General features: G+C 60.2%; 25 protein-coding genes. All 25 read right to left on the reverse strand.

Features of this window, described 5'->3' with window-relative positions:
• Nucleotide 1 precedes the first annotated feature (1 nt).
• The 25 genes from sctI to sctW all read right to left on the reverse strand — a co-directional run bounded on the left by sctI (nt 2) and on the right by sctW (nt 17,227).
• A complete protein-coding gene (gene sctI / locus CUC44_RS05995; RefSeq protein ID WP_100859061.1) occupies nt 2–340 on the reverse strand; it encodes a type III secretion system inner rod subunit SctI in 339 nt (112 codons plus the stop codon).
• Nucleotides 340–894 carry a YopR family T3SS polymerization control protein gene (locus tag CUC44_RS06000; protein ID WP_100859062.1) on the reverse strand — a complete coding sequence of 185 codons (555 nt, stop codon included), beginning with the start codon at nt 892–894 and terminating at the stop codon, nt 340–342. The genes sctI and CUC44_RS06000 overlap by 1 nt, the downstream gene beginning before the upstream one ends.
• Nucleotides 891–1,244, reverse strand: coding sequence for a YscG family type III secretion system chaperone (locus CUC44_RS06005; protein WP_100859063.1), 354 nt, complete (start codon nt 1,242–1,244; stop codon nt 891–893). The genes CUC44_RS06000 and CUC44_RS06005 overlap by 4 nt, the downstream gene beginning before the upstream one ends.
• Entirely contained in the window at nt 1,244–1,501 is a 258-nt protein-coding gene (gene ascF / locus CUC44_RS06010) for a type III secretion system needle filament protein AscF (protein WP_100859064.1), read from the reverse strand. The genes CUC44_RS06005 and ascF overlap by 1 nt, the downstream gene beginning before the upstream one ends.
• Entirely contained in the window at nt 1,494–1,706 is a 213-nt protein-coding gene (locus tag CUC44_RS06015) for an EscE/YscE/SsaE family type III secretion system needle protein co-chaperone (protein ID WP_100859065.1), read from the reverse strand. Before CUC44_RS06015 ends, ascF begins: the two co-directional genes overlap by 8 nt.
• The gene (gene sctD, locus CUC44_RS06020) at nt 1,669–2,970 is read right to left on the reverse strand and encodes a type III secretion system inner membrane ring subunit SctD (protein WP_100859066.1); all 1,302 of its coding nucleotides are present in this window, start codon (nt 2,968–2,970) and stop codon (nt 1,669–1,671) included. The genes CUC44_RS06015 and sctD overlap by 38 nt, the downstream gene beginning before the upstream one ends.
• Complete coding sequence (gene sctC, locus CUC44_RS06025) at nt 2,967–4,832, reverse strand: type III secretion system outer membrane ring subunit SctC (protein ID WP_167388797.1); 1,866 nt, start codon at nt 4,830–4,832, stop codon at nt 2,967–2,969. Before sctC ends, sctD begins: the two co-directional genes overlap by 4 nt.
• Nucleotides 4,805–5,230: a YscB family type III secretion system chaperone gene (locus tag CUC44_RS06030; RefSeq protein ID WP_100859068.1), complete on the reverse strand. Its 426-nt coding sequence runs from the start codon at nt 5,228–5,230 to the stop codon at nt 4,805–4,807. Before CUC44_RS06030 ends, sctC begins: the two co-directional genes overlap by 28 nt.
• Before the next feature lie 15 nt (nt 5,231–5,245).
• On the reverse strand, nt 5,246–6,061 hold the full coding sequence (locus tag CUC44_RS06035) for a T3SS regulon anti-activator ExsD domain-containing protein (RefSeq protein ID WP_100859069.1): 816 nt from the start codon (nt 6,059–6,061) through the stop codon (nt 5,246–5,248).
• A gap of 119 nt (nt 6,062–6,180) precedes the next feature.
• Nucleotides 6,181–6,996 carry a helix-turn-helix transcriptional regulator gene (locus CUC44_RS06040; RefSeq protein WP_100859070.1) on the reverse strand — a complete coding sequence of 272 codons (816 nt, stop codon included), beginning with the start codon at nt 6,994–6,996 and terminating at the stop codon, nt 6,181–6,183.
• Between the two features lie 333 nt (nt 6,997–7,329).
• Nucleotides 7,330–7,713 (reverse strand): YscW family type III secretion system pilotin, encoded by a 384-nt coding sequence (locus CUC44_RS06045; protein WP_341866439.1) that lies wholly within the window; start codon nt 7,711–7,713, stop codon nt 7,330–7,332.
• A gap of 11 nt (nt 7,714–7,724) precedes the next feature.
• Nucleotides 7,725–7,955 (reverse strand): T3SS regulon translocated regulator ExsE family protein, encoded by a 231-nt coding sequence (locus tag CUC44_RS06050; protein ID WP_100859072.1) that lies wholly within the window; start codon nt 7,953–7,955, stop codon nt 7,725–7,727.
• Nucleotides 7,956–7,958: 3 nt separating this feature from the next.
• Nucleotides 7,959–8,402, reverse strand: a complete 444-nt coding sequence (locus CUC44_RS06055; protein ID WP_100859073.1) for a type III secretion system chaperone — start codon at nt 8,400–8,402, stop codon at nt 7,959–7,961.
• Between the two features lie 130 nt (nt 8,403–8,532).
• Complete coding sequence (gene aopD, locus CUC44_RS06060; RefSeq protein WP_100859074.1) at nt 8,533–9,423, reverse strand: type III secretion system translocon subunit AopD; 891 nt, start codon at nt 9,421–9,423, stop codon at nt 8,533–8,535.
• A gap of 12 nt (nt 9,424–9,435) precedes the next feature.
• Entirely contained in the window at nt 9,436–10,623 is a 1,188-nt protein-coding gene (gene aopB, locus CUC44_RS06065; protein WP_100859075.1) for a type III secretion system translocon subunit AopB, read from the reverse strand.
• Nucleotides 10,604–11,107 carry a SycD/LcrH family type III secretion system chaperone gene (locus tag CUC44_RS06070; protein ID WP_100859076.1) on the reverse strand — a complete coding sequence of 168 codons (504 nt, stop codon included), beginning with the start codon at nt 11,105–11,107 and terminating at the stop codon, nt 10,604–10,606. The genes aopB and CUC44_RS06070 overlap by 20 nt, the downstream gene beginning before the upstream one ends.
• Before the next feature lie 9 nt (nt 11,108–11,116).
• Nucleotides 11,117–12,055, reverse strand: a complete 939-nt coding sequence (locus CUC44_RS06075; RefSeq protein ID WP_100859077.1) for a virulence-associated V antigen — start codon at nt 12,053–12,055, stop codon at nt 11,117–11,119.
• Nucleotides 12,056–12,064: 9 nt separating this feature from the next.
• Nucleotides 12,065–12,349: a type III secretion protein gene (locus tag CUC44_RS06080; RefSeq protein ID WP_100859078.1), complete on the reverse strand. Its 285-nt coding sequence runs from the start codon at nt 12,347–12,349 to the stop codon at nt 12,065–12,067.
• A gap of 39 nt (nt 12,350–12,388) precedes the next feature.
• On the reverse strand, nt 12,389–12,844 hold the full coding sequence (locus CUC44_RS06085; protein ID WP_100859079.1) for an LcrR family type III secretion system chaperone: 456 nt from the start codon (nt 12,842–12,844) through the stop codon (nt 12,389–12,391).
• Nucleotides 12,841–15,003 carry a SctV family type III secretion system export apparatus subunit AscV gene (gene ascV, locus CUC44_RS06090; RefSeq protein ID WP_279627818.1) on the reverse strand — a complete coding sequence of 721 codons (2,163 nt, stop codon included), beginning with the start codon at nt 15,001–15,003 and terminating at the stop codon, nt 12,841–12,843. Before ascV ends, CUC44_RS06085 begins: the two co-directional genes overlap by 4 nt.
• Entirely contained in the window at nt 14,936–15,280 is a 345-nt protein-coding gene (ascY, locus tag CUC44_RS06095) for a type III secretion system chaperone AscY (protein WP_100859081.1), read from the reverse strand. Before ascY ends, ascV begins: the two co-directional genes overlap by 68 nt.
• Nucleotides 15,281–15,282: 2 nt before the next feature.
• On the reverse strand, nt 15,283–15,648 hold the full coding sequence (gene ascX / locus CUC44_RS06100) for a type III secretion system protein AscX (protein WP_100859082.1): 366 nt from the start codon (nt 15,646–15,648) through the stop codon (nt 15,283–15,285).
• Nucleotides 15,649–15,718: 70 nt separating this feature from the next.
• On the reverse strand, nt 15,719–16,090 hold the full coding sequence (gene acr2 / locus CUC44_RS06105) for a SycN family type III secretion system chaperone Acr2 (RefSeq protein WP_100859083.1): 372 nt from the start codon (nt 16,088–16,090) through the stop codon (nt 15,719–15,721).
• Nucleotides 16,087–16,368: a TyeA family type III secretion system gatekeeper subunit gene (locus CUC44_RS06110; protein WP_100859084.1), complete on the reverse strand. Its 282-nt coding sequence runs from the start codon at nt 16,366–16,368 to the stop codon at nt 16,087–16,089. The genes acr2 and CUC44_RS06110 overlap by 4 nt, the downstream gene beginning before the upstream one ends.
• A complete protein-coding gene (gene sctW, locus CUC44_RS06115; RefSeq protein ID WP_100859085.1) occupies nt 16,349–17,227 on the reverse strand; it encodes a type III secretion system gatekeeper subunit SctW in 879 nt (292 codons plus the stop codon). Before sctW ends, CUC44_RS06110 begins: the two co-directional genes overlap by 20 nt.
• Nucleotides 17,228–17,277 lie beyond the last annotated feature (50 nt).

Consider the following 17,277-nt stretch of genomic DNA (forward strand, 5'->3'; position numbering starts at 1 on the left):
CTCACTGAGTCTTCAACAGGGTTTCTACGTTCTGGCTCATCTTGCCAACGGTCTTGGCGATCAGCTCTTCCTGCATGGTGATGCGCATCAGCGACCACTGCATCTGCATCAAGCTATTGGGATCGTCTCCCGGCGTAGAGAGCTCAGCCTTCAGGCTCTCCTTGGCTTCGGTGAACTGCTGCTTGATCTCCCCCAATTCCCCCAACAGAGAGCCGCCAATGCCTTGGGATGAGGGTCCCATCGCCTGCTCGAAACTGGCGACATGGGAAGTGGACACCTCGGTTGCCTTCAATTCATCCAGGCTGGTCACCAGAGCCTGCGTCGTTTGTGAAATCTCCATCACCCCTCCAGATCCAGTTTGTGCGAGTTGCGCATCAAATTGTTCACCATGCCGTTGAGCGGGATCAGGGTCATCAGCTCGCGGCGGGCCAGTTCGTCGAGATATTCAAACTCGGCGGGCACAATTCCCTGCTCACCCTTGATCGCCGCCATCACGTTCAGCAAGACCTTCTCCCGCCGCGCAGCCAACGGGTCAAACTCCCGCATCAGAGCACGCAGTTCGGGCTGGTCAATGACGGCCACGACAGGTGGTCGACGCTCACCAAAGTGCTCTATCAACTTGTCGAGCACCGGCTGGGACAGCCGCTTGCCTATCCCCTGTACCGACTCATCTCCCCGTTGATAGATCTGCCACAGCAGATCCCGCTGGGCGGCAGGAGGGGCACTATCCAGCAATCCCTCAAGCGGCTCCCCCTGTTGCCAGCGGGTAAACAGGTTCGGTCCCTCCGGTTTGCCCAGCAGGCGCTCAAACTGGCGCTGCGCCCCCTGCTCGGGGACCGGTGCGGGACGCTCGACGGCCCGCGGAGCGGCGGCCTCACCGCCATCTACCCTCATGACGCCATCTGCTCGCGCAGACCCGTCGCGAACAGCCGCAGGGCTGGCTGCTCACTTTCCTCCAGCCTGGCCAACCGCAATGCCAGCTCGTCATGTTTGTCGAGCCGCCATTCGCACAGCGCGAGCCAGGGCTCCACATCCGGCGTGCCCAGCTCCTCTCCCAGCCGCAACGCCTCCTGATAATCTCCCTGGTTCATCAGGGACGAGAGGCGGATCAGGGTCACACATTCCCCCATGCCGGGCTCGCCAGCCAGCCAGTCGGCGATGGTGGCCGCCTCCCGGTGACAGTGATGCCCTGTGCCTGCCAGCGCGAGCTCGGCCAGCCATCGTTTGAGTTGAATGTTCATCATCAGATCTTCTGCAAGATGCCCTGCATCAGGTCTTTCATGGCGCGGGTCACGGTGGAGTTGATGTTGTAGATGACCGACCACTTGTTGATCTTGTGCTGCAGCTCCGCCAGCAGGGCCGGGTTGTCCGGGTTGGTTTTCATCGCCTCGATGGCCTTGTTGACCTCCGCATTGGCGGTATTGGCCTGTCCGGAGAGATTCGACGCAACCTGATCGAGGGTATTGGTGTTCTTGTCCGTGTAGGTAAAGTAATCAGCCATGGTTGTACTCCTTTATCTTGCCAATGATCTTGAGCCCCGCCGCGATGGCATCGGCCTCTCGTTCCCACTGCCGATACTGCAGTTGGGTACCTCCGCGCAGCAGTTGCCGCTTCACTTCCCCCTGTGCCTGGATGAGACTGTCGTGCAGCTCGCGGGCGAACTCGGGATCAGCGCCGGACAGTCGCGTTTCCAAATTGGTCATCATGCCTCTCGGCTCCTGTTAACTTGACTATGTATTGCTGCTTGCCCTTGCGGACCACCACCGCATCGGGGCGAATGGCCAGTACCCGCACCCCACCCGTGGTCGCGCCCCCCACCGGATAGCGTTGGTTGTCCTTCAGGATCACGTAAGGCACTCGGCCGAGGGACACGCTGCGCACGTCGAACTCCAGCTCATCCTGGCGCGGGGTTCGCTCCTGATTGACCAGCTCCAGCACGGGATGAGAACCAAACTCACGACGAAATTGCTGCTGAGCCTGCTGGAACTTGCCGAGTCGGGGGCCGTCGAGCGCACCGGAAACCTCGATGCGATCCCCCGTCTCCCGCACGCGCAAGAGCCCGGCCAAGCCCTGCTCCTGCAGCAGGGTATCCAGCCGCTTACGATAGGCGCCGGCGACCTGCACCTGGTTCTCTATGCCCAGCACCCCGGGCACCTCCTGTCTGAGGAGAGACTCCAGCTTGCCCCACTTCGGATCCTGCACATCGATCTCGCCACTTAGCCGCAGCCAGCCTGGCTCCTTGCCGTTGCGGATCTGGAGCTGCTCGTAGCCGAGCTTCTGCAGGATGAAGCCGGCCCCCTGACGCAGATCCTCCATGGAGCGGATATCCAGCCGGTAATTGAAGCCGTTGCCGTCGAGGTATTGTTGCAGGGCTAGACGGGTGCCGTTCTCGTCCACATAGCCCGACAACTGCCACATCCCTTGCTCGCCACCACCGAGCACCACCTGCTGATAAGCCGGGGTGATGAGGAAGCGCCGCAACGCCTGCTCTTTGCGGGCGGCATCATTCTCACCGTTGCCCTGCCACCAGCCGTGGCCCAGCAACGCGATCAGGGCAACCACCAGGGTCAGGCAGAGCCCTCCCACCCACAGCTCGGCACGACCAGCACGCCGGGGTGGGCGCGGCGGCGCGACCATGGCAACCGACGGTTCCCACTGCTCGGGGAGCGAGAGACTGTCGTCACAGAAACTCCAGAGCAGGGGACCGGCCTCCTGCCGAGTGGCGGCCTTGAGCAGGGTACCCGCGGCCAGGACGATACCGTCCTGAGTCGGGGTGATCCCCTCGGCCCACTCCTGCAACGCTATGCCCTCGACCGTGACCATCAACACTAGGTGAACCGGTGCCACGCCCTCATCCACTAGCACCAGATCGGCCTGGAGAGGATCGGATCCCATCACCAGACGTCCCTCCGGCATCGGCACTTCAGCCCCGCGGTTCAATCCGCGATACAGGCGACACTTCCAGCTCATCGGGTTTCCCCATCTTTCATCCCTTGCACGCACCAGCTGGTGGCAGGGCTGCATTTTTGCTCCTTGCTCACCTCAACCAGTCGCCACCCCAGCTCTTTCCCCATCTGGCACTGAGTCAGGGACGAACTCTTGCCCCCCTGGCGCAGCAGTTGCTGCACATCGCGAGCCGCTGCCAGAGGCTGGCATTGGGCACCGCCCAGCACCTTGCTGAGGGAGAGGCTCTGGTTTGACAGCTCATCGGCCCCCAGCACACCGGCGCGCAGATCCTGACCATGGCCCAGGGACAGATAGTGAGCGATGCCATCGTCGATCACCCTCGGCTCTATGATGAACAGTCGCACCGCGCGCCGGGTCTGGCTCTCCTTGCTACGAAACAGGGCCCCCAGGTAAGGAATGTCCCCCAGGAAGGGAACCTTGCTCAGGCTCTCGCTCAGTTCATCGCGATAGATGCCGCCGATCAGCAGGCTCTGACCGTGACCGACCCGGGCTATGGTATCCACCACGGTCCGACTAATGGTCGGAATGCCGTCGATGCCGGTGCTGTTGGGTTTCTGGTTGCCATCCTCGATGTGCAGGCTCAGGCTCACCTCCGACCTGTCCCCCAACTGGATCAGCCGCGGTGTCATCCGCAGCATGGTGCCATAGGTGATCCCCTTCAGTTCGGCGACGCGCTCCCCGCTGATCTTGATGTAATAGGTCTCGCTGTGATCGATCACCGCCTGGGTGTTCTCCTGAGTCAGCAGGGTAGGACGAGATATGATCTGGGCATTTCCCTCGTTCTCCAGCAGATTGACCCGGGCCAGCAGGTAGTCGAGCCCCTTGGCATCGACCAGGCTGCCGAGTGCGGCCCCGCCTTCGATCCCCTTGCGATCCCCCGTGGTCTTGATGATCACCTGCTGGTTGTCGCCGGTGCGGATCCCGACCCGCCAGTCCACCCCCAGCTGGGAGAGATCTTCGGCGTTGATGTCGATGATGGAGAGCGCCACTTCGATGCGGGCGGCGGGTTTGTCGAGGGCCGCGATCAATTTGCCGTACATCGCCATCCGTTCCGGCGCGTCACGCACTATCACGGCATTGAGCGCGGGATCGGCCTGGACGACTGCCTGTCCCGAGGTGGACACAGCCCCCTTGTTGCCCTCCCCGTTGACCACCTGTACTCCAGCGTCGCTCAACAAGCGGGCCAGTATGGTGGCCACACCGGGCGCATCCACATCGGTATCCCGGTACTGGATGGAACGATCGACGGCCGAGGCATACTTGAGCGGAAACACCTCGATGGCCAGCGGTCCTGTCTTCTCGCTGCGCAGCTGGGACTGCTGCTCCAGCGCCACCGCAGTCTGCTCGATCAACTCGAGATAGCGCGGAGGACCGGAGACATAGACCAGGCGGTTGTCCGCGTCGGGGCGCCAGCCGAATCTAGGTTCCCAGATCCCGGCACGCTGCAACGCCTGCTTGAGCTCAGCCGCCCCTGTCCGCTCCAGGTTGATGAGACGAGACTGCACCTCACCGTTCTTGAACACATAGAGCACGCTGCCGTCGTAGTACCAGACCAGGTTGTAGAGGGAGGCTAGCTGCTGCAAAAAGGCCTGCGGCTCATCATGCTCGAACTGGCCATTGACCTGATCGTTGACCTTGTCGCTGACGACGACCGATACCTCGTAGTTGGCCCCGAAGTTGACCAGTACATCGCGCAGGCTCTCCCCTTCCGCCACATAGCTGTACGGCATGGGTAGCCAGTCCAGCTCCTGGGCCACCGCGGGTCGCAGCGCGAGCAGGGTGCCGATGCAGAGTGCCAACAGTGAGCCTGTAAGGCGCTGTACACTCAGCCGTACACTCAGGGGTGCCATATCATCTGTCTCCATTGGGGGGCCAGGGCGGCCTCAGTCAATTGGGGCTCTAGTCGCTCCAGCAGGGCAATGTGCTGGCTCAGACGTTCTTCCAGCCGTTGCTCATCGAGCCACTCCAGGCCGATCCTGGCCTCCAACTGCAGGTTGCCCAGATCGTCGAGCACCAGCGCATGGGGAGCTTGACGTCCCCAGGCCACCACCTGTTGGAGCAGGCGCTTCAGCAACGCAGGATCATGGGCTTCCTCGCGCGCGCTCAGGCTGCTTTGGAAGGGGGTACTCAACAGCAGCTCGCCGGCTCTGGGCGTCAAGAAGAGGGGGTAACCATCGAGCCGCAGGTGATATTTCCCCTGTGCGTCGGCAACGAAGGTCCCTTGGCCAAGCTTTGCGGCCAATCGATTCAGTAGAATTTGCATAGTTCCTCGGGCTGGCTAGCGCTCGGGCGGTTGCCAGTAGAAGTGATCCTGAGCCAGGGCGAGCCCCCTCTCAACGAGCCAGGCGTGCAGGATCTTGGCCGCCGCCGGTTGCTCCGGCAAGGCACGCAGGGACTGCCAAAATGTGCCAAGTTCGATGGGAACAGGCATCAGGAGAGCCGGATCGCCACCCTGGGCCTGCCGGGCATACCAGGCTGGCCACGCCAGTTGGAGACGTTCCTCGCACTGTGTCCGCTGCAGCCGCAGCTCCTGCTCACGCCTCGACAGTTGGGCAAGCTGCTCGCTTATCCGCGCCTCGAGATCCGCCGGGACCTCGACGACCGTCTGCCAGAACACCGACTGGGCATTCAGCTGTCGCCGCATTACCTGCAGTTGTTCCAGCTCGTTGAGCCAGCTGCCGTAGAGAGGCTCCAGGCGCTGAACCCACCAGCGGTGCAAGGGATAGAGCACCCAGTGCCACAACAGTGGCCACTCGGCCAGATTGATGGGATCACCCAGTTGCTGCAACCAGTCGCTGCGCTCACTGCCCGCGGCACGCAGGATTTGCTGCAGCTCCTTGCGTGACAAGACCAGGACCGCATCCAGACGGCGCTGAAACCAGATAGAGCCCAGCAAGCTCTCCAGCCGGGTTCTCGGCAACAGGCGCTGTAACAGCGCCATCTGCTGCGAGGTGATCACACCGGCCTCCTGATAACAGAGAGCGGAGAGTCGTCCGACCAGACAATCTCGATTCAGAGTGTCTGACTGGACAACGGTGACCCGACGGCCTGCAAACAGGCCCGGATTCGGTGAATGGTGATCTTGCTGGCTCATGCTATGCCTTGCTCATCTTGCTGCGGGCAACGATGGGATTATGTGTCGTTATGCGGGTCATTCTATCCATTGCATCCTCCGCTGGCTTATAAAAAACGTCAGATTATTTTAGTCCGGCGTTAATCCTTGCCATGCCTGGCGCGGCTCGGGGTACAACCGAAACGGCGGCGATAGCTCTGGGTAAAATAGGACTGGCTGGAGAAGCCAGCCTCCATGGCGATATCGACGATGCTCATCTCACTATTGAGCAATAACTGATGAGCATAGAGAATACGGCGCTCGCTGATCCAGGCTCGCGGGGATACGCCATAAATAGAACCAAATAATTCCTTGAAGGTCGTCAACCCCATTCCGAACTCCCTGGAGAATTCACTCAATTTCCACTCCATCAAATAATGCTTCTCCATAAAGTGCTGCAGTCGCTCGACCTGGCGGTTGCTCAGCTGGCGCAGGATGGACATCAATTGAGGGCCCTGCTCACCAAATGCCAGCAGGAATAACAGCTCCTCGGTGCGCAATTGGGAGAGCGCAGGCGGATATTCATGCTCGGTCAAGCCGCGAAGGCCTTCAATGCACTGCATCAACAGGGGAGAGACGTGGAATGGCAACAAGCTGGGGGCCAAGCCATCTATTCGGGGTATCTCGCTCAGCAATGAGCCGAAGCGTTGCAGGAAACCCTGCAAAAAACCACTCGAAAGGGGTAGCCAAAGCAGATGGCAAGGGTCGCCACCGGTACGAACCGCATAGTTGCCACGACGCACGAAGATCAGCTCGCTGGAGGATAATTCATGGGTATCGGTGCAATCCTGCCAGGTCATCACTCCCTCCAAAAGGATATATATCCCCTCTTGTTGATGTTCGATAACGCTAACATCAGACATGCACCATAGGAGCTGGGTTATATCGCCCTTCTCTGCGGTAGAAATGCCCTTCATATTTTTGTTTTCCTGAATCTGCGCGTGATGCCAGTGACGCCTCTGCGAGATCAGGTCTTCGCAGGATGCCTTATTATTGGCGTTTTATTTATTTGTTTAGAATTAACTGATTCCAATGTGAACGGCTAATTAATCAACATTGAAATAAAGGGGAGGCATCCTACAACAGCTATTAGCAGAAAAACCAGCCAAAAATTAGAGTCAATACACTACGATCGCTCTTATTAAAAACAATTTCTATTTCAAGAGATAGTTCGTTAAAAAAATAAACATCTCGTCCGATTAAAGACATCGGCAACAAATTGATTTAAATGCCATTTTTAAGATACCTAGCTACCGACATTGTGGATAACAGGATCTTGGTTTCAAATTAATAACGACAGACTCGCCATTAAACGCCTTAAAAACTTCCTCTTGGTGGACGGCTTGTACCGCCGAACTGCCGATAAAACGCAGCCGAGTGCGCACATAAATTTTCCCCTCGGCCAGTTGCAAGGGGGTCAGTCGCAGATCAAACATCAGTGGCAATACTGTCACTTCGTATTCGGTCGCCGCCACGGGTAATAGACGACCGTCCATCATGCTCAGCACCACGACCTCCACCCTGGCCGGGCGAGGCAGGGGGCCAGCGAGGCGCATCTCTCCCCTCAATTGCGAGGAGGGTAGCGTCACCACCGGGGTCGTCACACAACCACCGAGCAGGGTCAGTAGCAGCACCAGCGGGAGCCTCATATCACCCGGATCCTGCGCCCGGCCAGGGGCTCGTGCTCACCCAACTGCAGACGCTGCAGCGCCAGCTCCTGCAACCTGTCCAGGCTGATGCTCCCTCGCAGCAGTGTCGACAGGGGCAATTGCCTCATCGTGACCGGCACGGCCGTCACGGTTCGGTCGGCAAAGGCCCCCCTCGTCTGCTCTACCGCCTGCAGCACGGCGCTCGCTTGTGATTCCTGTATCTTCATGGCTTATACTCGAACCCCCATCATCTCATCGCCGCAGTACTCCGACTGCGGTTTAGGCCGCAGCAATTCCTGCCAGAACTCGGCATGTTCCAGCATGCTGGAGAGGCTCTCTTCAAGGTGCGCCAGCGTCAGTCGACTCGCGCTCATCTGGCGATAGAGCTGCACCGTCAGGCTCTCTTCATCGAAACCAAAGTGCAGATTGAATTGATACCAGTGGCGATTGAAGCAGGCCAATTGGCGAAAGATCCCCTCCCCCACCTGGTGCAGTTCGGCCACATCGACCTGCAACACCAGATGATCCCGCTCGGGCACCAGGATCAGGCTGAGCTGCAAACGCTCGTCAAAGCACAGCGCCGCCACCCCCTCCACATTGAGGGACAGGGATGTCAACCCATATTTGGCCGAAAATTCAGTGAGCAATCGATTGATGGTGGCAGTTAGGTCCATGATGTCCTCCAGCAGAGAGAGGAGGATGTTAGCCTGCCGGTTCGACACAGGCTGTCACTCAAGGGCGGTACTTTTAAGAAAAATGGCCGCAAAAAAGGCGCCAGAAGGCGCCTTGAAGGTCAGGTTGAGTTTAGGCGACGCCAAAGGCCGCTTTCCAGGCCTGATTCTGGCTCTGGGCATACTGCTGCATCAGTTGCAGCACGTCTTTCATAAAACTGACATTGAAGGACATATTGTCCTCGATTTTCTGCTTCTCGGTCTGGCTGATGGTCGACTTGATCTCGTCTTCCTTGGCATCCGCCTGACTCACCCCTTGCGACACCTGCACCGCAGAGCTGCTCATTTGTCCCACTGACTGGGTCACGGTACCGGAGAGCTGCTGACGGCTGTTATTGGTATCAAACGTCTTGTTCAGGGTCTTCAGTGCAGCCTTGTCGGTCTTGATCCTTGCAGCCAAGTCCTGCCCGGCATCCCCCATTTCGAGGCCAGCAGTCTTCTTGATATCCCCAATCTGCTTCAGCTCCTGCTGCCGCCCGGCGATATTGGCGTTAAGCGCCTTGTCCTGTTTGATCGCCTTGGCCGACTTACTCAGGGAGAAGCCCCCCATGACTGCCGACGTCACGGCCATGACACCGGAGACCACCGCCGTGGCGATCATCAAATTGGCGCCATGGCGCATCTCATCGACCTGTGCCTGCTGATGTCCGATGACCAGCTTGTTCTCGGTATCCCGCTGTACCAGACCCATTTCACGGGCCTGTCGGGCCAGCTTGAACAGCAACGACATCATATCCATCACGCTTTCAAGCTGGCCGATTATCTGGGTCACCCCTCTGGTATCGAAGGGGATGGTGGGGCGGGGCAATACGGGGACACGCTTGCTCTCCGTTGCCAGCTGGCTGGTCGCACCGGCAGCCTCATGGGCTGTTCCTTGGCGGCGAACCTGTTGTGCCTCGTCGATCCCGGCCTCGGTCAAGGGGCTGGTATGGGTTACGCCATTTGCATAATCACTGTTAATCACGATAGGTACTCCTTAGATAGCGGCGGGTCTGCGGGCCAGGTTGTTCATCATGTCGCCCTTGGCATTGAGCATCTGGAAAATCATCTCCATGGTCTGCTGGAACGCCTCTATCATCTGGGCGATCGCCTCCTTGAGTTTGTCGATCACCCCCTGTAGCGCCGTCATCTCCTGGCGGTTCTCCAGCAGGTCTGCCTGTTTGAGCTGCAGCTTGGCCTGGTTCGCACTATCGACCGTCTTGGTCACGCCATTGCCCACATCGACGATGATATCGGCCGTTTGGGTGCCGATTTTTGCCATTTTCGCCGTCGTACTGGCGGTGTTTCCGGCCACTTTGGCCGAGATATCGGCGGCTTTCATATAGACCTTGGCGGAGTTCTGGATAAGCTTGAGACCCACCTCACTCGCCCCTTTACCCGCCATCTTGAAGCCCATTTTTACGCCCAGCTTGGCAAGCCCCTTGACTGCTCCGGCGCCAAACGTCACCACCGCCGAAGCCACTGCGAGGATGATCTCCACGGCCATGAGTGCTGGCCCCAGCTTATCCATCACCTCCTTAGAGATGAGGCCATCTGCGGCAGCCTGCTGCACCGCCATGTTGACGACTCCGACAGCGCCAGCGGCGATCATCAGAGCCCCTGCCGCGGCGCCCACACCGGTAGCCACCATGATGGCCCCGATGATCATGGAGGCGATGGCACTGATCCAACCGAAGATCTTGCTGGCCAGACCCGACTTTTTGGCCTTCTGGGCACTCTCTTCCGCCTCTTTTATCTTCTCCTGATTCTCGGAGATCTTCTTCTCATTCTGGGAGCGAGCCCGATCGAGGTCGGCGAGTTTGAGCCTGTTTTGGGTCTTCTCCAGATCACTGGTCAGCTTGCCCAATTCAATTTCGAATGCTTCCGGCGAGGTAAAGGCCGCCGTGACCAGGGCACTGGTGTGCGGTAGAAGCTGGCTGCTGTTCTGCTTGACCTGCGTCAGCAGTCTGTTGACCTCGGTCAACTGTTGCGGCGCGGGCCGGCCATTGCTCACGGCAAGGGGGGCGTTCAGAGAGACGCCAGGTTTGCGGGTTTGCCCGCTGACTTGCGCCGCCGCGGCATCGAGCCTCGTTTCACTTCGTGGCTGGGTGACGGGCGTCAGGCCCGCAACCTCACCACTGTTTCCCAGCGGGGAAACGCTTCTTTCATTGCTGATCAGGTTCATCTTGCTGATCCCTTCTGATTGCGATGGCTTCCAACATGACCTTGGCGCTTGCCGCCAGATCGGCCTGCAACGGATCCGCGTCCGCCAGCAGGTGGGCCGAGTAGAAGCCACTCTCGGCCCCATTCAAATCATCCTGTTGCAGCCGACACTCGGCGGCATGAAACGGGAAACGGGGGTCGTTCAGATCGAGCATGGCGCCGAAGCTGTAGCTCTCGATCGCCGTTTCAAACTCCCCCATCGCCTGGCGACAAGCGCCTAGTCCGAGGAAATAGCGCGGCTCGTAGTGATCCAGCATGCAGAGCGCCTGAAAGATTTTGTGGGCATCCTCCCACTTGCCGGACTGATACTGGCCAAAGGCCAGGGCATAGAGCTGCTCCAGGGTGTCACCGGAGATATCCTGCAGCATGGCCAGGGTGCCGCCATCGGCCATGAAGGCTTCCAGCTCGGTTTCATGTTCCGGAGTCAGGGTGGTATCGGTCTGCATGATCTCTCCTCAAATTGCGCCAAGAATGTCGCGCATGATGCTGTCGTATTTCTGGATAAAGCGGTTGAGTGCCTCGATGGCGGCGTTGTAACGCGAGCTGACGTCGTTGAGGCGGGTGGTTTTTTCGCTGACCTGATCGTTGAGCGGGCGCGATCTGTCACTCACGCTGGTGGAGAAGTTGCCAAGCTTGTTGTTGTCCTTGTCATATATGTACTCGGCTTCTATGCCGCTCATGGCTCCGCTCTTCTTCTTGCCGCTCTCGAGAAACGCCTTGACCGTGACCTTGCCGTCGCTCCCCTGCATCTGCACGAGCAGCTTGTACTCGGCCCCCTGCTGGAATTGGGCCTCAGAGCCATAGCCATAGAGTTGGTAATTCATCAGGTTGAAATCGGTCTTGAAGGTCTGGTCTGATTTCGCCGACAACACCTTGTTGATCTCCGACTGGATCACCCCGTAGATCTTCAGCTCGGCGGTCATCGCCTTCAGATCGTCACTGAGCTCTTTGCGCTTGTTGTCCTGAAACGCCATCACCCCGGTGAAGGTGGTGATGAGGTCGTCATCGATGCGATCCATGGTCAGCGCACTGAGGGAGAGCAGCATGAATTCGGGCACTGTCCAGCGGATCATCGGCGGCGTTTGTTGCCCCCCCCGCTCGATCATTCCCTTGATGGCAGCCATGGCGGCTTCTTGGCCAGCCTGGAACTGGCCCATGGGCCAGAGCCCATTGATCGTGGCCGGATCCGTCAGATAGGCGGCCAGCAATTTCTCCAGTTGCGCCTTGGTCAGTGGGGTCGGCGGGTTGTCGCTGATGGTGACCTTGCCCTCGAGCAAGGCGAGCAACTCAGCCAGTTTGGGATTTTTATTGCCCGGTAACTGGTCGAGAGATTGACCATCGAGCCAACCGACAAACCCGGCAGGATTGCTGTTGTAGTCAGGGATAGTGCTCATCACAACTCCTTAAATCATCAGTCCGCGCATCATGGTCGGGCGCCGGCTCTTGCGGCTCTCCCCCGCTTGGGCCGGCAATGACAGCTGCCTACGCTGGATCTCCGCCAGCAGCTCCTGTTCGGCCGCAGCCACCTGTTCGGTCGACGCATCGAAGAGCAACTGGCAGGTCTGATCCGACAGAGCCAATCCGGCCAGCATCTCCTGCAACAGGGCATTGCGGTGATCGCTGTCGGCGATGGCTTGCTCCGCCTGAGCGATGGTCTCGCTATGATGGGAAAAACGCGGTTGTTTCATCTTGGTTCCTATTCTATGGGTCCCCTTTGGACATGCCTGTCACGCAAGGCCGTGCTTTTGTCGTTTTCGCATATCCCGCAGTGAACAGACTTGTTCGGCCGTCAGCATGAACCAGCCAGGCTCGGGTTCGACGGCCCCCGTCCAACGCAGATAAAACCGGCCGAGCCGCTCGCCACTCAGGGAGCTGCCACGAAAGACATCGACGTTACCGTAGAGCGCATGAGCCGGCCCGAGCACCGCCAGGGTGGCCTCCGCCAGCAGATAAAGGGCCGCGAAGGGATTGGCCAGTCCGGCCCGCTCGCCGTGACGACGTATCAGCAGTATCCAGACCCGCCGGGTCGCAGGCTCGACCCGCCAGGCGAGATAGATATGGCGATAATAAAAACCGTGGCCGAGCCGGATCGGGGTGTTACCCAGGTGGTAGGGGGTCACAGCTAGCCCCCTGGCCTGCAGCCAGGGGATCAGGGGATCAGGGGCCTGCCGGTCGACGCTCACAAGCAGACTCTTCCCAGCGGCTGGATGTTGATCTGCTGGGTCAGCTCCTGATAGGAGAGTACCGGCAGGGTGTGGTAATCCCCCTCGATGAGCTTGCGCACATAGCGGCGGATATCCATGGAGACGATGAGTACCGGCTTGTTCTGCATCTGGGCCAGATCCCCCACAGTGTGGCGGACCTGATCCAGAAAGCCCTGGGTAATGGTGGGATCGAGCGCCAGATAGCTACCGGCACTGGTCTGGCGAATGCCGCCACGGATCTGCTCCTCCACCTGCTGATCGAGCAGGTAGGCGGGCAATATGTTGTTGCCATTCGCGTACTTGTAGCAGATGTAGCGTTTGAGGCTGCTGCGGATGTACTCGGTGAGCTGTACCACATCTTTCTCCTTCTGGCCCCACTCCACCATGGCCTCCAGGATGGCGCGCATGTTGCGGATGGATATGTCCTCCCCCACCAGCCGCTGCAAGATCTCGGTCATTCGTTGCAGCGGTATGATGCGCTGCGCCTCCTTGACCAGCTCGCCATAGCTCCCCTCCATCTGCTCAAGCAGATAGCGGGTCTCCTGAATGCCGATGAAGTCCTCGGCATATTCCCGCAGCACGTGGGAGAGATGCCAGGTCACCACCTGATCCGGAGTCAGTACCGCCAGACGCGACTTCTCGAGCCGCTCCTGGTACTCATTGGCCACCCAGAGCGTGGACTGGCCCGGCAACAGCGGAGCCCCCTCCTCGAAGGGGATCCCCAGCAGCTCGAGCTGGGAGGCGTTCTCCTGCACCAGCTGATGGCCGGGTCGCAGCAGCCCGCGCGCCACCGGCACCTCCTGCAACTGGATCAGATATTCGCCGGGTCCCATCCCCTCGTTGAAACGCAGATGGATCCCGGGGAACGGCACCCCCAGATCCAGATAGAGGGCGCGCCTGACCCGCACCAACTCGTCGTTGAGGGCGATGGCCTCCAGCTCGGCCTGCAGAGCCGCGTCCACATCGATGAGCAGGGGCACCGTCATGGCGAACTCCTCCTTCTCGCCGAGCTTGCCCCTCGGCTTGCTGCCCGGTTTGGGCTTGCTGCGGGCCGCCGGTGCACCGGCCCCCTGAGCCAGCACTGTGGGCAGGTCCTGGCTGCTGCTCTGCGCTTTACGTTGGCGCAGCCCGATGAAATAACCTCCCGCCGTCACCACGGTCGCCAAGGCGAAGAAGGTGATCATGGGGAAGCCCGGGATCAGGCCAAACAACACCAGCAGCACGCCGCCGATCAGCATCGCCTTGGGCTGTGCCACCACCTGGGCACCTATGTCGGAGCCCAGATCGGAAGACTCCTCTGACGATACCCGGGTGACTATGATGCCGGCGGTGATGGCGATGAGCAGGGCCGGCACCTGGGAGACCATGCCGTCCCCCACCGTCAGGATGGAGTAGAGCTGCAGCGCATCGGCGGCCGATAACCCCTTCTGGGTCACCCCTATGGTGACTCCCCCCAGGATGTTGACGAAGATGATGATGAGGCCCGCGATCGCGTCCCCCTTCACGAACTTCATGGCACCATCCATAGAGCCGAACATCTGGCTCTCTTTCTCGATGACGCTGCGGCGCTCCCGCGCCTCGTGTACGTCGATCACCCCGGCCCGCATGTCGCCATCTATGCTCATCTGCTTGCCTGGCATGGCATCGAGAGAGAAGCGGGCGCTGACCTCCGCCACCCGCTCCGAGCCCTTGGTGATCACCAGAAACTGGACAATGGTGATGATGAGGAAGATGACGATCCCCACCACCAGATTGCCCCCCACCACGAAGTTGCCGAAGGTGTAGACGATCTGGCCGGCGTCGGCCTGCAGCAGGATCATCCGGGTAGTGCTCACCGAGAGGGCGAGCCGGAACAGGGTGGTAATCAGCAGTACCGCCGGGAAGGCGGAAAACTGCAGCGGGGAGTTGATATAGACCGCCATCATCAGCAGCACCACAGAGATGGTCATGTTGATGGCGATGAGGATATCGAGGGCCACCGGCGGCAGCGGCAAGACCATCATGAAGACGATGGCGAGCAGCAGCACCGCCAGCATGATGTCCTTGCGCTCGCCTATGCGGCGCAGTAGCTCAAGGGAGCGTTGATTCATTCTGCTCTTCCAGTTCGAGGTAGTGTTGATAGGCAAAGCGGGCTTCATCGAGCCGGTCCATCAGCTGACAGGCCCGGCTGCGGCACAGCCAAAGCAACCCGTCCGCCTCCCCCAGCCCCATCAGTTGCTCCACATGGACTAGTGCCTCCTCCCCCTTGCCCAGTTTGAGCTGGGCAACCAGCAGGGTGCGCCTTCCGGCCTGATGTTCGGGATGCAGTTGCAGCAGGGCGGCCAACAGGGTGCAGGCGCGATCGGGGTGGCCGTATTGCAGGTGCAACCAACCTGTGAGCAGCAGAAGATCCTGCTGCCGGGACGAGAGGGTCATGGTCATACCTTGTGCAGCAGATGCAGCGTCATCTGCATCAGCTGTTCATCCTGATGCATCTGCTCGAGCAGGCTGGCGGCCGCCCGCAGCTCGGCGGAGTCCCCCTGCGACAGCACGGCTCTCAGTCCTTGCATTCCCTGGTTGAAGTCTCCAGGTCGCAGCAAATCGTGGAAGCCGCTAGCTGGGGTCGCGAAGGCGAGCAACGCCCGCTCCGCCAGACGCTCGGGATAGAGGCGGCTGATATGGGGCTCGATGGACTGGCCATCCGGCAGCAGGGCGTAACGCCCAGGCAGACTGGCTTCCAGCTCATCCAGCCGGATGGCGCTGAGCTGTTCGATACCAATATGGGCGGCGGTGATGCGACTCATCGGGCTGGTACCTCGCGCGGCATGAAGCAGAGGTACTCGTTGACCTGATGTTGATTAAGGGTGAAACGACTCATGGGGCCAGCACCTCCCGCTGCAACTGGGTCAAGGTGCGCAGCGCCTGGTGCAGCAATGGCAGGGTGAGGGCCCGCTCGTCCAGGGTGACGAACAGGATCAGCCGATCCTCGGCCAGCCAACCGACCCGTACCGGCAAGGCGGGGGCCTGGGCCGCCGCAGTCAAGGTCATGGCCCGACGGATGGCGTCGCCGCTCTGGTGCCAAGGCACGGCGCGGGCAAGCCAGAGGCTCAACTGTCCCTGATGTTGTTCCAGCTGCAAGGTGCCGCTCTGCTCCAGTTCAAGCTGGATCAGGTGTTGAGGGTTATCCCCTATAGTGAGGCCCAGATCCTGGCAAAACTGCACCAGCAGGGGGTCAATCCAGTTCATGATGGATCTCCAGATAGCTCGTCTTCTTCTCGCTCGATGGCACCATCGAGCGCCCCCTGGCAGCACTGCAGCAGGTTATGGCGTTGCTCCTCTTCGCTGAACAGCTCCACCGGCAGCAGGCGGATCAACCGCTTGAGCTCCTGGTAGAGCAGCACCTGTTCGCGGGGGCTTTCCAATTCGAGCAGCACGCCGATCTGCTCCACATCCCGCACGCTGGCCCAGCGTTTCTCGACCAGGGCGATCAGATCTCCCATCAGATCAGAAGGCCCGTATGCCATGGGCCGACCCCTCCTTCACTCGCAGCCACAGATCGTCCACCTGAGCCGACAGGGAGTTCAGCAGCCGCAACTTGTGCATGTCGCTCATTACCCGCTCCAGCTTGACCGGATCGAGCCAGCGTTGCTGGGTATCGAGGTCGGCGCTGAGCGCCTTCATCATGAAAGCGGTCACCTTCTCCAGCGCGCCGTTGCCAAAACGGCTGTGAATGTCGCGCCAGGCGGACGCGAGCGTGCGATAGTCCTGCACCGCATCGCGATAGAGATCCCGCAGCGCCTGCTCGCTCCCCACACCCTGCCTGGCCGCCTCGGCCGCCGGACCGGCGATCCTGGCCCCCAGCACGATGGCGGTGCCCTGTTCGTCGGCCAGCTTGGCCAGCGCCTGCTCGACCAGTTGTAGGGTAGCCTGCAGCTCGGGTCTTCCCGCCAACGCATCACGGGCCCGGCAGAGCGCCTCGAACTGTTCGCTCACCTCCCCCGAGAAGCTCTCGAGGTAGGCCAGCAACTGGGAGAGATTGGCCAGCCGGCCGCTGCCAAGGTGGCCGATCATCTCCTTGATCTTCTGCTGGCGCTCGAGTTCCGGCACCTTCTCCAGATAGTCCCCCACCAGGGCCTCGATCTCGCTGATCCTGGCGTGGCTGTCGCTCAGCTTACGTTTGGCCAGAGAGAGTTCGGAGCGCTCGGAGAAGACAAAGGTCAGCTCTTCGGCCGCATCGGCCAAGGATTGAGCCGCGCTGGCCAGCACGACCCGCTCCCCCTGAAACTGGCCGCCTTGCGGCGCAAGCTGGCGGGAGGCGCCCTCTGCAGCGCGCGGCTCTGGCTGGGTGGCCGAGCTATAGGGGTTGTTCTGGATAATGGCCATGGACGCTCCCGTGATGGGTGAATTGACGAGGCGGCATTATAAAAATCCCC

The sequence above is a fragment of the Aeromonas lusitana genome, assembly GCF_002812985.1.
Classification (GTDB): Bacteria; Pseudomonadota; Gammaproteobacteria; order Enterobacterales; family Aeromonadaceae; genus Aeromonas; species Aeromonas lusitana.